Here is a 13989-nt window from a genome sequence, read left to right on the forward strand (position 1 = left end):
ATGACGATTCCGAAACACGAGCCGCGCGAAGTCTTCGATCGGGCGATCGAGCATACGCGGACCCTTTCTCCCGCAACTTTTGATCAGTGGTTTGGGGGAGTTCAGTTCGATGACCTGACCGACGGCGTGCTCACGCTGCGCGTCCAGAACGAGTTCGTCCTCGAGTGGGTCAGGGACAATTTCCTGCCCGCGCTGACCGACAAGATCCGCGAGATCACGGGCTGGTCGGTCCAGGTGGCGTGGACGGTGGATCAGCACCTCGAGTCGCCGATCGCGCGGCGTGTCGAGCTCACCCCGGTGCGCCCGCGGGCGCTCGTGGTGCGTCCGACGAGCGTGGCGCCGACGCCTGCGTCCCGCCCCGAGCCGCCGCTGCGGCGCGTCTCGCCGATGCCCGACGACCTCAACCCGAAGCACACCTTCGCGAGCTTCGTCGTGGGCCCCTCGAACCAGCTGGCGCACGCGGCCGCGATCGCGGCCGCGGGCGGCGGGGGCCGCCGGTACAACCCGCTCTTCATCTGCGGCGGAACGGGGCTCGGCAAGACCCACCTCATGCACGCGATCGCGCACCGCGTCTTCGAGGGCAGGCCGGACGCGCGGATCATCTACGTCTCGGCGGAGAAGTTCACGAACGACTTCATCACGGCCATCCAGCACCACCGGATGGACGACTTCCGCACGAGGTACAGGTCGAGCTGCGACGTGCTGCTCGTCGACGACATCCAGTTCCTGGCCGGGCGCGAGCAGACGCAGGAGGAGTTCTTCCACACCTTCAACGCGCTCCACACGCTCGATCGACAGATCGTGGTGACGAGCGACAAGTACCCCCAGAACCTCGAGCGCATGGAAGAGCGCCTCGTCTCGCGGTTCTCGTGGGGGCTCGTCGCCGACATCCAGGTGCCGGAGCTGGAGACGCGCGTCGCGATCGTCCGGAACAAGGCGGCGCTCGAGGGCATCGCGCTCACGGACGACGTGGCGCTCTACCTCGCGCAGATGGTCCGCTCGAACGTCCGCGAGCTCGAGGGGACGCTGATCCGGCTGGCGGCCAAGAGCTCGCTCACCGGCCGCCCCGTGGATCTCCCGTTCGCGCGCGCCGAGATCACGGCCACGTCGCCGCCGCGGGCGCAGATGATGAGCGTCGAGGACATCCAGCGCGCGGTGTGCCACCACTTCCACCTGCGCTCGATCGACCTCACCTCGAAGGACCGCCACAAGAGCGTGGCCTTCGCGCGCCACGTGGCGATGTACCTCTGCAAGCAGCGGCTGAAGTGCAGCTTCCCGGAGATCGGTCGGGCCTTCGGCAACCGCGATCACACGACCGTGATGAGCGCGGTCCGCAAGATCGAGGCGCAGCGGGACTCCGATCCGCAGGTCCGCGCCCACCTCGAGGCGCTCGAGAAGAAGCTCGCCGACGAGTAACGAGTAACGAGCGAGATCTGCCCGCGCGCTCGGCGCTGGACGGCCACGCCGCCGCGGGGCGCGCGCGCACGCACACGAGGCCGGCGCCCCCGCCGAGCGCCGCCCCGCGTCCGCCGCGCCGCCCCCTGGCCAACGGCCGCGCGCTGGCCGCACGTCGCGCAGCTGGCGGCGGGGGTCAGAGCTCGGACAGCGCGGCGCGGGCGTCGTCGGCGATGAGGTTGTTGCCGTACGCGGAGGCGAGCTCGAGCACCTCCGCGAGCTCGCGCCGCGCCTCCTTGGCCAGGCCCTGATGCTTGAGGAGCGCGCCGAGCAGGTACCGGCTCTCCAGGGCGTCGGTCCTGTAGGCGCGCGCGTCGGCGTAGCGGGCGAGCTCGCGCAGCAGATCGCCGGCGCCGGCGGCGCCGTTCAGGCCGTCGACGTAGGCGAGGTGCGCGCGGTTGATCGAGACGAGGCGCTCGTGGCCGCTCTCCTCGGCGAGCTCCTTCGACTCGGTGAGCGACGCGTAGGCGCGCGGCAGGTCGCCGAGCCGCCGGCTCGCGTCGCCGAGGTTGTGCAGCGCGGCGGCGGTCTCGAAGCGCAGGCCCGCGGACCGGGCGAGGTCGACCGCGCGAGCGGAGGTCTTCACCGCCGCCTCGAAGTCGCGGAGGAAGACGTGCACGAGGACGCGCTGCTTCTCGCGCTCGCTCGCCGCCGCGAGATCGTCCGGGTCGCCGAGCCCCTCCGCCCGATCGAGCGCGCGCAGCGCCGCCTGGATGTCGCCCGTCGCCGCGCGCGTCTGCGAGATCGCGAGCAGCAGCCGGGCGTCGTCGATCTCGCCCATCGCCTCGAGCTGCTCGACGGCGCGCACCGCGCGCGCGAAGTCGCCCGTCCTCACGCCGATCTCCGTCTCGCACGCGAGCGCCTTCCGGCGGAGCTCCTCCCGATCGCCGGCGAGGGCGTACGCCTCCTCGAGCCGCGCGTAGGCGTCCGCGAACAGGTCCACCGCGCCGAGGGCGCGGGCCACGTCGATGCGCGCCGAGAGCTTCTGCTCCGGGGTGCCGGCCTCGTCGATGCGCCTGAGCGCGCGGGCCACGACGTCGCCGAGCTCGGGCGCGGAGCGCACGCGCACGACGACGTCCGCGAGCGCGCCGAGCCACGCGGAGAGCTCCGCCGGCGAGCGCTGGGCGTGGTCGCCGAGATCGAGCGCCTGGAAGATGAGCCGGAGCGCCGGATCGAGCTGGTTCGCCCGGATCTTGTGGAGCGCCGCCCGCGCATAGAACGTGGCGGCGCGGTCGCGGTCGCCGGCCTGGTAGAAGTGCTGCCCGATGCGCTCGGCGTGCTCGGCGCTGTCCTCGCCGACGACCGCGACGTAGGCGGCCGCGGCGGTGGCGTGCAGCTCCCGGCGGAGCTCCGGCGGGATCGCGTCGAGGACGATCTCCCCGTGCATGGGCGACGCGAAGCTCGCCTGCGCGGGGCCCTTGAGCCGCAGGAGGTCGCGGGTCGCGAGCCCGGAGATCGCCCGGTTCACGGCCGAGAGCTTCTGCTGGAGGAGCGCCGCGAGGACCTCGGTCGGCACCGGATCGCCGAGGATCGCCGCGGCCTGGAGCACGGCGCGGTCGCTCGGGTCGAGCCGCCGCACCCGCGTGGCGATGAGGGTGCGCAGCGAGCGCGGCACGGCCGACGCGCCGTCGAGCCGGGCCTTCACGACGCCGCCGGCGACGCTGAGCGCGCCGGAGTCGCTCAGCTCCTTGATGAGCTCCTCGAGGAACAGCGGGTGGCCCCCGGCGCGCTCGCGGCAGAACGCGAGCACCTCGGGCGGCAGGAGCGTCGCGCCGATGCGCGCGGACATGAGCCGCGCGCTGTCGCTGTCGGACAGCTCCCCGACCTTGAGCCGGTAGAACTGGGGGTGCGCCTCGAGCAGCGGCGGCGGGTCGGTGCGCGTCGCCAGGATCAGCACGGCGCGGAGCCCGCCGGCACGGCCGGCCGTGGCGAGGAGGGTCTCGGCGGTGAGCTGGTCCATCGCCTGCGCGTCGTCCCAGGCGAAGCAGTGGAGCCGGTCCTCGCAGAGGCTCTGCACCATGCGCGGGAAGGCCGTGCGCAGGATCGCGCTCGTCCCCTGCGGCGCGCGCTGATCGACGAGCGCCGCGCCGAGCTGGCCGAGCACGGCCGCGGACTCCTCCTCGCGCAGGCCGAGCGCCCGCAGCCGCGGCAGCACCGCGCGGATGCGCTCCTCGTCGTCGCCCTCCTGGATGCCGCAGAGCACCTGCAGCATCGCGGTGAGGCCGCTCCACGGGACGTCGGCGCCGTTGTGCGGGCACGACGCGACGTAGACCCCGACGTTGTAGTCGCCCTTCGAGAGCCGCCGCTCCATCTCGGCGAGCAGCCGCGTCTTGCCGATGCCGCGCTCGCCCTGGATGACGGCGATCTGCGCGCGCTTCCTCGTGGCGGCGGCCAGGATGTCGCCGAGCTGCTTCAGCTCGTCGCGGCGGCCGACGAAGCGGCCGTAGGCGCCGTCCGGGGGGTGCGCGGAGGTGACCACGCGCCCCCCCTCGGGCGCGGTCCGGCCCGCGCCGGGCAGCTCCTCGGTCGTGAACGCGTTGCGGAGGACGCGCCCGGTGAGGTGTGACACGGCGACCTGGGACTCGGTCGCGCGGGCGAGCGCCTGGGCGGAGGCGATGAGCGAGGCGAGCCGCTCGTCGCGGATCGGCGCGCCGGCGCCGTCGACGAGGATGCGGGCGAGGTGGATGCCCGCGGAGACCGACGCGCCGCCGCCGCGCGAGCGCAGGATCACGAGGGCGGCGCGCACCGCGGCCTCGGTGTCGCGGCCGTCGGCGTCGCCGAGCCCGAAGATGGCGACGAGCTGGGACGCCTCCTGCTCGAGCAGCAGCGCGCCGTAGCGCGCCAGCACCTCGCGGGCCCGCGCGATGCTCTTCGCCGCGTCCTCCTCGGACCCCGTGAAGATGAGCACGAGCGCCGTCACCTCGCGCCGCTCGCCGAGCCCGCGCGCGGCCGGGCTGCTGTCGGCCTTCTCGAGCAGCTGGAGGAGCCCCGAGGCCGTCGTGCGCGTGCGCGTGCTCGTCGTGTGCGGCACCTCCACGGGCGTGCGCTCGTTGGCCCCGAGCGGCTCCTCCTCGAGCACGGCGCTCGCCTCGAGCACGGCGCCCGCCTTCTCTTCGTGGAACGGCTCCAGGAACTCGGCGAGATCGTTCGCCCCGAACCGCTCGCCCGTCGCGTAGAAGAAGCCGAGGAGCGCCTCGTGCAGCCGCCCGGCGTCGGGGAAGCGAGCCTCGGCGTTCCTCGCGAGCATCGTGCTCACGACGTCGACGAGCGGGCTGGGCACGTCGGGGCGCACGAGCGCGAGCGGCGGGTACTCGCTCGCCTGCAGCCGCCGCATGACCTCGAACGCGGTGGGCGCCGCGAACGGGTTCGAGCCGGCGAGCATCTCGTAGAGCACCGTCCCGAGCGAGAAGAGGTCGCTCCTGCCGTCGATCGCGTCGGCGCGCGACTGCTCGGGGCTCATGTAGGCGAGCTTCCCGCGGATCCTCCCCGCGCGCTTCTCGCCGACCTCCTCCTCGGTCATCGACTGCGTCGCCTTCGCGATGCCGAAGTCGGTGACCTTCACCTCGCCCTCCCAGGAGAGCAGGATGTTCTGGGGCGAGATGTCGCGGTGGACGATGCCGAGGGGGCGCGACTGCTCGTCGCGCCGCCGGTGGGCGTGGTCGAGCGCCTTCGCGATCTCGGCCGTCATGAACACGGCCATGCCGAGGGGGATGGGTCGCTTCGCGCGGCGGCAGCGGGCGAGCAGCGTCGCCAGGTCGAGCCCGGGGACGTATTCCATCGCGATGAAGTAGCTGGTCGGATCGCCGTTCGGGTGGTCGACGCGGCCGAGGTCGAACACCTGCACGATGTTCGCGTGCGAGAGGCGCACGGCGAGCTTGGCCTCGTGCACGAACATGTCCACGAAGCGCCCCTGCTCGGCGAGCTTCGGGAGGATGCGCTTGATGACGAGGACCTTCTCGAACCCCTCGACGCCGAAGCTCTTGGCCTTGAAGACCTCGGCCATGCCGCCTTCGCCGAGGCGCTCGAGCAAGCGGTAGCGTCCGAAGGTCTCGTTCAGCATCGTCTCGTCGAAGCCCCGCGCAGCCTCGCGTCTAGAGCGCGCGCGGCGCTCCGGAAGAGGCGGCCAGCGGCCTTCGCGCGGCCGGGCGTGCGCTCGCCCGGGGATCGCGCCGCGTCGCCAGGCCGCGCGTCACGTCTCAACGGCCTTGCTCGCGGCGGCGTCATCGTCCCCTCCATACATCGACTCCGCGATCCGGAACGCCGCCCCCTCCAGGCGCGCGTACGCGGCCCGGAGCGCGTCGAGGTCGCCGCCGCCGTCGAGCAGCTTCCGCAGCGCGGCGCACTCGGCGTGGACCTCCCCGAGGAGCTCGGCGTCGAGCAGATCGCCGTAGCCCTCGAGGGCCTGCTCGGTCGTGTAGACGAGGGTCTCCGCCTGGTTGCGGAGCTCGGCGAGATCGCGGCGGAGCGCGTCGGTCTCCTTGAACCGCTCGCCCTCCGAGACGAGCCTGTCGACCTCGTCGGGAGTGAGGCCGCTCGTCGGGGTGACCCGGACCTCCTGCACGCGCCCTGTCCCGAGGTCCCGCGCCTCGACGCGGACGATCCCGTTCTCGTCGATGCGGAAGGTCACCTGGATCTTGGGCAGCCCGCGCGGCGCGGGCGGGATGCCGGTGAGCTCGAAGCGCGCGAGGCTCCGGCAGTCGGCGGCCATCTCGCGCTCGCCCTGGAGCACGTGGACGGGGACGAAGCTCTGGTTGTCGACGCTGGTCGTGAAGATCTCGCTCCGCTCGGTCGGGATCGTGGTGTTCCGCGGGATGAGCTTGAAGCTCACGCCGCCGCCGGTCTCGACGCCGAGCGACAGCGGCGTCACGTCGAGGAGCAGCACCTCGTCGACGTGCCCCGAGAGCGCGGCGCCCTGCAGCGCCGCCCCGACCGCGACGACCTCGTCCGGGTTCACCCCCTTGTTCGGCTCGCGGCCGAAGAACTCGCGCACCGCCGCCTGCACGGCGGGCATGCGCGTCATGCCCCCGACGAGGACCACCGTGTTGACGGCGGAGACGGGGAGCTTCGCGTCCGCGAGCGTCGCGCGGCAGACGTCGACGGTCCGCTGGATGAGGCTCTCGCAGAGCATCTCGAGCTCGTTGCGCCGCATCGTGCGCTCGAGGTGGAGCGGCCCGCCGCCCGGACCGACGGCGATGAACGGGATGTTGATCTCGGTCTCGAGCGACGACGAGAGCTCGTGCTTCGCCTTCTCCGCCGCCTCCTTGAGCCGCTGGAGCGCCATGCGATCGCGGCGCAGGTCGATGCGGCTCTTGCCCTCGAACTCGTCGGCGAGCAGATCGATGAGCCGCTGGTCGAAGTCCTCCCCGCCGAGGTGGGTGTCGCCGCCGGTCGCCTTGACGCTGAAGACCCCGTTCGCGATCTCGAGGATCGAGATGTCGAACGTCCCTCCGCCGAGGTCGTAGACCGCGATCGTCTCGGCCTTGACCTTGTCGAGGCCGTAGGCGAGCGCCGCGGCGGTCGGCTCGTTGATGATCCGGCGCACCTCGAGCCCGGCGATCCGCCCGGCGTCCTTCGTGGCCTGTCGCTGCGCGTCGTCGAAGTAGGCCGGGACGGTGACCACCGCCTCGGTCACCGGCTCACCGAGGAACCGCTCGGCGACCTGCTTCATCTGGCCGAGGATCATCGCGGAGATCTCGGGGGGCGAGTAGCTGCGCCCCTTGACCTCGACCCACGCGTCGCTGTTCGGCGCCTCGACGATCTTGTAGGGGGCGAGCGAGATCTGCTTGCTGACCTCGGGCGCGCTGAATTTGCGGCCCATCAGGCGCTTCACCGCGGAGATGGTGTTCTGCGGGTTCGTGACCGCCTGGCGCCGCGCGACCTGTCCGACCAGGCGCTCGCCGCTCGCGGGGAAGCCGACCACCGAGGGGGTCGTGCGCGCGCCCTCGGCGTTCGGGATGACCCGCACATCGTTCGCCGAGGCGACCCCCGCCGCTTCGACGACAGCCACGCACGAGTTCGTCGTCCCGAGATCGATGCCGATCACCTTCCCCATATGCCGCGAAAGATACTACAGGCCTCGCTGCTCGCCGGGTGGGGAGACGACCTTGGCGTCCGCGATATTTGGGGAGATCGTGCGGTGAGGTGGCGGGGCACAGCAGATCCCGGAGAGGACCACCGCCATGATGCGCGCGAGGCAGGAGAGGTGTGCGCCGAGGAGACGGCGCGCGCCGCGCCGAGGCTCAGTTCGCTGCGGGCGTCGACTCGCCGGGCGAGCCCTTCGAGACGACGACCATCGCCGCGCGGATCAGGTAGTCGCCCAGCATGTACCCCGGCTGGACCTCCGCGATCACGACGCCGGCCGGGTGCTCGGTCGAGTCGATCTGCTGGATGGCCTCGTGCACGCTGGGATCGAAGGGCTTTCCGACCGCGGCGATGCGCTTGATACCCATGCGCTCGAGCGTATCGACGAATTGCTTCGCCACGATCCGCACGCCCTCGGCGACCGACTTCGCGTCGGGCGCGCTCTCGGCGTGGCTGGCGGCGCGCTCGAGGTTGTCGAAGACCGGGAGCAGATCCTTCAGGATCGACTCGCGGCCGCGGCGCTGCGCCTCTTCGACCTCGCGCCGGGAGCGCTTACGGAAGTTGTCGAAATCGGCGGCGGTGCGCAGCAGCTGCTCGCGCATCCGTGCGGCCTCGGCCTGCACCTCGCCGAGTTTGTCTTCGGGGGTGGCGGCTCGCTGCTCCGCGGGCTCTGCGCGCTCCGCCTGAGCCTCCGCCGGCTCCCCGGTGTTCTGGTTCGACCCATTTTGTTCCGAATCGCTCATAGGACGGCGGCACTATAACCAGCCGCGATCGGGTGGCAATCTCCAGGCCCAGCGACGGTCCCGCGGCGCACGCCGGCGCGCTCCGACGGCGGCGCGCGCCGCGGGGGCGGCCGCGGACACCCCCGCCGCGGGCGCTCCGGACCCGCGTTTTGCCCGGGTCTCCACGATCCTGGGCCCGCGGTGCATCGACCGTTTGCTCCGACCCCCTGCCCGGCGTTAGATCGGGCCCCATGAGCATCGCCACCAGCCCCGCCGCCGACCCCCCTCCGGCGAACGCCTCGACGCCCGCCAGCTCGCCGCTCCTCGCGGCGCAGAAGCACCTCCTCGGCAACTACCGCCAGCCCCCGTTCGTCCTCGATCGAGGCAAGGGGTGCGAGCTCTTCGATACGGAGGGGCGCCGGTATCTCGACATGTACGCCGGGGTGGCGGTGGCGTCGCTCGGCCATGCTCATCCGCGGCTCGTGGCGACGATCGCCGAGCAGGCGGGCCGCCTCATGCACACCTCCAACTACTTTTTCAACGCGGAGAACCTCCGCCTCGCCGAGGAGCTCTGCGAGAAGACCGGCTTCGACCGCGCCTTCTTCTGCAACTCGGGCGCGGAGGCGAACGAGGCGATGCTCAAGCTCGCGCGCCGCTACTTCTTCAACAGCGGCGAGTCCGAGCGCTACCGGATCATCGCGTTCGAGAACGCGTTCCACGGCCGCACGCTCGGCGCTGTCGCCCTGACCGGGACGCCGAAGTACCGCGAGGGCTTCGGCCCTTCGCTCGAGGGCGTCACCCACGTGCCCTACGGAGACGCCGCCGCGGTGCGCGCCGCCATGGGTCCGGACGTCGCGGGGATCCTGGTGGAGCCGGTGCAGGGGGAGGGCGGTGTCCTGCCGGCCCCGCCCGGGTTCCTCGCGGAGCTGCGGCGCATCGCGGATGAGCACGGCGCGCTGCTGCTCCTCGACGAGGTGCAGACCGGCATCGCGCGCACGGGGCACTGGCTCGGCGCCATGTACGACGGCGTCCAGGGCGACGCGGCGGCGCTCGCGAAGGGGCTCGGCGGCGGGTTCCCGATCGGCGCGCTGGTGCTGCGGGAGCGGCTCAACGGCGCGCTGCCCCCGGGCTCGCACGGCTCGACGTACGGCGGCAACGCGCTCGCCTCGGCGACGGCGCGCACGGTGCTCGCGGTGATCGAGGAAGAGAAGCTCTGCGAGGCCGCCGTGAAGCGCGGCGAGCAGCTCGGCCGCGGCCTCGCCGCGATCGCCGCGCGGCTGCCGAACGTGTGCGCCGGCGAGCGCGGGCGCGGCCTGCTCCGCGGGCTCGTCCTCGCGCCGGGCGTCGACACGCGCGCCGCGCTCGGGCGCGCGCGCGACCGGGGCGTGCTCCTCACGGTCGCGGGCAGCAACGTGCTCCGGTTCACGCCGCCCCTCATCGTGAGCGAGGCCCAGATCGACGAGGCCCTGGCCGAGGTCGAGGCCGCGCTCGCCGAGATGCCGGCTGCAGGTTGAGGTGGTCGCCTCGCGCGCAGCCGGGCCCGCCGTCGCACCCCTCCCGTGCTCGGGCTGCACCAAGCTGATCGATCCGCTGCGCGCGGGGCACGTCGCGATCTTCGACCAGCGCTTCCACTACTTCTGCAACGCCCGGTGCCGTCACGCGTTCCTCGGCGAGGCGCCGCCTGCGCCGGGCGACGTCCGGCCCGCCGGCCTCGCGGGATCGGGCGCGGCCGCCCGGGGGTTCTCGCCGGGCGCGCCGCCCGCCGCCGGATCCCACGCCGCCGCGCCGCGCGCCGAGCCCGCGCGGGCGGGCGCCGACGAGGGCGCCCCGCGCCTCGCCGATCTCGACGCGCCGATCGTCGACGCGTTCCCGCCCGTGCCGCTCGACGAGCGGCTCCCGGAGCTGCCGGTCCTCGACGACGATCGCGCGCTGCTCGAGCCCATCGGGAACACCATCCTGAGCGAGGAGCCGCAGCGCTACGAGGCGGCCGAGGCGCGGGACATCGGCGCGCTCCTGCTCGTGCTCGCGATCATCGCCGGGACGCTCGCCGTCGCGCTCACCCTCGCCGGGGACGCGAAGCTCGTCATCGGCGCCCGCATCGTGCTCGCCACGGTGAGCGCCGGGATGCTCCTCGGCCGCGCCGCCACGACCGCGCGCGACGCCACGGATCCGCACCCGGCGCCGATGCTCGCCCCTGTCCTGGGAGGGCTCGTGGCCGCCGTCTGGGCCCTGTTCGGCCAGGATCGCGCGCTCGCGGCCGAGGCGGCGTCGCTCGCGGGCGTGATCGCCACCGCCAGCGCGATCAGCGCCTGGCTCATCGAGAGCGCGCGCCATCGCGTGTTCGCGGAGCGGGCCTGGATCGCGTCCGTGCTCTCCACGCCGGCGCGCCGGCCGCCGGGCGCGTGGGCGCACGGCCCGGCGCCGGTCGACCGCGCCCCTCCGCGCGGCGACGACGGCTCCGCCGAGGGCGTCGGGGACGAGCTCTACGAGCTGCGACCGGGAGAGAGCGTCCAGGTCGACACAGGGGAGGTCGTCCCGGTCGATCTCGTGGTCACGGGGGGCGACGTCGAGGTGCTTCCCTGGATGGGCGCCACCACGCCGGCTCGCCGGCGCGATGGCGACCCGGTCGTCGCAGGGGCCACTGTGGTCCGGGGCCGCCTCGTCGGCGCCTGCACCTTCTCCGGCGGCGATCGCGCGGTCGCGCGCGTGCTGCTCGACGCCCGCCGGCGCGCGGACGCGCTCGCGCCCATCGCGCAGGCCTCGCGCGCCCTGACCGAGCGCTGGGCGATCGGCGCCGCGGCGATCGGCGCGCTCTCCGCCTTCGTCGCCGGACGCGCGCCGGTCGAGGTCGCGATGACGGCGGCGTCGGTGCTCGCCGCGCTGTCCACGGCGATCACCGCCTCGATCGCCTCGGTCCACGTCGCGCGCGGCATCTTGCTCGGGCTGCGCCGGGGCATCGTCTACAAGAGCGCCGACGCGTGGGATCGCGCCGGTCGGGTCTCGGTCGCCGTGTTCTGCGCCCGCGGCACGCTGCTGCTCGGCGAGCCCGAGCTCGCGGAGCTGGAGGCGACCGCCCAGAAGCTCACGCCGAGCGACGTGCTCGCGCTCGCGGCCGGGGCGGAGCGCACCGAGGAGCACCCCGTCGCGACGGCGATCGTCCGGGCCGCCCGCGTCCGCGGCTTGCGGCCCGACGGCGTGCGCAACCCGAACTTCCACCCTGGCCTCGGCGTGACGGCCGTCACCTCGTCCGGCGAGGAGCTCTGCGTCGGCAACCGCGCGCTCATGCTCGAGCAGCGGATCTCGATCGCCGCGGCCGAGAGCCGCGTCGCCGAGCTCGAGGCGCTGGGCCGCACGGTGCTGCTCGTCGCGGTGGGCGCCCGCCTCGTCGGGCTCATCGGCCTGCAGGACGGGCTCCGCCCCGGGGCGCGGGCCGCCATCCAGCACCTGCTCGACGCGCAGATCGAGCCCGTGCTGATGTCGGGCGACGCGCGCGAGACGTGCGAGGCGATCGGCCGCTCGCTCGACATCGATCACATCCGCCCCGAGGTCCTCCCCGCGGATCGCGGCGCCGAGGTGCGCCGCCTGATCGACGCGGGCACGAGCGTCGCCGTCCTCGGCCACGCGGGCGTCGACGACGCCGCGCTCGGCGCCGCGGACGTCTCGGTGGCCCTCGGCGCCGCCGGCTCCGCGCCTGCCGACTTCGCGGTGGTGCTCGCCTCGGACGACGTCCGCGACGCCGCGCTCTCCCTCGCGCTCGCGCACCGCACGCGCATTGAGGCGCGCGTCGGGCTCGCGCTGAGCGTCGCCCCGGCGCTCGTCGGCGCCGCGGTCATCTCCGCGTTCGTGCTGCCGCCGGCCTACGCCCCCATCGCCTCGCTGCTCGGCGGCGTCATGGCCGTCGTCCACGCCCGCGCTCTCGACGCGAAGAGCTGAGCGCTGCGCCGCCCACGTCGCGCGCGGCCGGCCCCGCGCTCCTCGCCTCCCGCGGGAGGCGGCTACGAGACGTCGGAGACCGCGTCTTCCTTGGCGTCGCCGTCGCGGCACTCGAGGCAGACGCCGTACATCTCGTGCTTGTGCCAGTTCACCTCGAAGCCGTACTTCGCGGCGATCTCTTCCTGAAGCGCCTCGATCCGCGGCTCCTCGAACTCGATGATCTTCCCGCAGCTCACGCAGATCAGGTGGTCGTGGTGCGTGCTGGCATCGTCGGCCAGCTCGTAGCGGCTGAGGCCATCTCCGAACCGGCGCTCGGAGGCCACGCCGCACTCCGCGAGCAGCTTGAGCGTCCGGTATACCGTCGCGTACCCGATGCCCCGGTCGCGCGCGCGCACCTCCGTGAGCAGGTCCTCGATGGTCATGTGCGGGGCGCCCGAGAAGAACGTGTCGACGATCAGCCGGCGCTGCGCCGTCGATCTCAGCCCCTTCTTGGCCATGTACGCCTGGAGGCGGGCGCGCAGCCGGTCGAGGGCAACTTGGTCGACGTGGGTGACGCTGTCCCCCTCTCTCGCGATGACGGCCATGCTGAGTTTATCCCGTTCGCGGCGAACCGCGTCAAGGCCGGCGACCACGCCCGCTCGGCGCGACCTGCCCGCATCTGCGTTCACGCGGTCACGCTCTCCCCCGGCATCACTCGCCGACCTGCGCCATGTAGCTCACCTGCGCGGCCGACCCTCCGAGAGGGCTGAGCAGCGTGATGGGGGGCGAGACGAGCCCAGCCGCCGCCGTGTTGTCGATCACGACGTAGTAGAGGCCCGGGCGCAGCGCGTAGCGGCGCGTCTCGATGATGCCGGGCTGGAGGGGGCCGCCGGCCTGCACCGGGCCGGGCGGGGGGCCGAGCGGCTTGCCGGTCTGGTAGGCCTCGCGCCAGGCGTCGCCCGTCAGCTTGTCGACGATCATGATGTCCACGGGCGCGCCCTGCACGCTCAGCTTCAGGTAGAGCGCCTGGTCCGCGTCGGCGACCTCGAACGGCCCGAGGTAGTCCCGCTGGTGCGCCTGCACATCGATGACCTCGTTCGCGAACGTGTACCGCTCGTCGTCTTCCGCCTCGAACGGGTGGTGCGGGCGCTGGGGCGGCATGAGGATCCCCAGCGTGAAGTCCTTCCCGGTCTCCTCGTTGTAGAGGACGGTGAACCCGCGGGTCATTTCGCCCGCGACGATCTGGTTGCCGAGCAGGTTGGCGAGCCCGCCGAACGGCGGCACGTTGGCCATCACGTCGATGACGGGGTTCTCGACGTAGCCGAGCTGGAAGCTCGGGCCCTGCACGATCCGGTTCAGCCGGCCCCACACGTAGACATCATCGCCCGCGATCTGGAAGTCGGGCCGGTACTCGACCGACGTCGTGAGCGAGAAGCCCACCCGCTTCGCTGGCTGCATGTAGCCGTACCCGGTGCCGGCGATGTGCACGGTGATCGTCTGGGCCGCGTCGTTGACGTCGTACGAGCACTGCATCGGGAAGAACCGCCCGATGGACGACGACCTGTCCTGCAGGCGCAGCGAGACCCCGCTCTTCAGCATCTCGGGGCAGATCTTGCTGGCGCCGAAGTTCGAGAAGAGAAACCAGCGGAGGCCTGGGCTCGCGTTCACGGGACCGCTGATGCACGGGCAGCCGACGAACGTGAACGACAGCACGATGGCGGCGAGCGCCAGCGCGGCGGATGCGGCAGAGGCGCGGGGGGGCGGGGGTCTTCGTGCGGGCACGCGGGCTAACATAGCGGGTCGACCTCGGAGCGAGAGC

General features: G+C 73.0%; 8 protein-coding genes. 3 read left to right on the forward strand and 5 right to left on the reverse strand.

All coding sequences use genetic code 11. The annotated features are described in order from the left end of the window. Nucleotides 1–1416 (forward strand): chromosomal replication initiator protein DnaA, encoded by a 1416-nt coding sequence (dnaA, locus tag WME89_RS00005; protein WP_438007241.1) that lies wholly within the window; start codon nucleotides 1–3, stop codon nucleotides 1414–1416. A gap of 175 nt (nucleotides 1417–1591) precedes the next feature. Here dnaA and WME89_RS00010 read toward each other — a convergent pair whose 3' ends face one another. The 3 genes from WME89_RS00010 to grpE form a co-directional block, all read right to left on the reverse strand. Continuing rightward, nucleotides 1592–5515, reverse strand: coding sequence for a protein kinase domain-containing protein (locus WME89_RS00010; protein ID WP_438007242.1), 3924 nt, complete (start codon nucleotides 5513–5515; stop codon nucleotides 1592–1594). Nucleotides 5516–5644: 129 nt separating this feature from the next. After that, the gene (dnaK, locus tag WME89_RS00015; RefSeq protein WP_438007243.1) at nucleotides 5645–7507 is read right to left on the reverse strand and encodes a molecular chaperone DnaK; all 1863 of its coding nucleotides are present in this window, start codon (nucleotides 7505–7507) and stop codon (nucleotides 5645–5647) included. Between the two features lie 187 nt (nucleotides 7508–7694). After that, complete coding sequence (gene grpE / locus WME89_RS00020) at nucleotides 7695–8279, reverse strand: nucleotide exchange factor GrpE (RefSeq protein ID WP_438007244.1); 585 nt, start codon at nucleotides 8277–8279, stop codon at nucleotides 7695–7697. A 230-nt stretch (nucleotides 8280–8509) separates the two neighbouring features. Here grpE and WME89_RS00025 point away from each other — a divergent pair, with 230 nt between their 5' ends. After that, complete coding sequence (locus tag WME89_RS00025; protein WP_438007245.1) at nucleotides 8510–9772, forward strand: aspartate aminotransferase family protein; 1263 nt, start codon at nucleotides 8510–8512, stop codon at nucleotides 9770–9772. A 1-nt stretch (nucleotide 9773) separates the two neighbouring features. Continuing rightward, nucleotides 9774–12191: an HAD-IC family P-type ATPase gene (locus WME89_RS00030; protein ID WP_438007246.1), complete on the forward strand. Its 2418-nt coding sequence runs from the start codon at nucleotides 9774–9776 to the stop codon at nucleotides 12189–12191. Nucleotides 12192–12253: 62 nt separating this feature from the next. Here WME89_RS00030 and WME89_RS00035 read toward each other — a convergent pair whose 3' ends face one another. Together WME89_RS00035 and WME89_RS00040 are read right to left on the reverse strand one after the other, a co-directional pair. Further along, the gene (locus WME89_RS00035; RefSeq protein ID WP_438007247.1) at nucleotides 12254–12775 is read right to left on the reverse strand and encodes a Fur family transcriptional regulator; all 522 of its coding nucleotides are present in this window, start codon (nucleotides 12773–12775) and stop codon (nucleotides 12254–12256) included. A gap of 106 nt (nucleotides 12776–12881) precedes the next feature. Next, a complete protein-coding gene (locus WME89_RS00040) occupies nucleotides 12882–13952 on the reverse strand; it encodes a hypothetical protein (RefSeq protein WP_438007248.1) in 1071 nt (356 codons plus the stop codon). Nucleotides 13953–13989 lie beyond the last annotated feature (37 nt).

Origin of the sequence: Sorangium sp. So ce321 (assembly GCF_051530195.1) — a bacterium.
Lineage (GTDB): Bacteria > Myxococcota_A > Polyangia > Polyangiales > Polyangiaceae > Sorangium.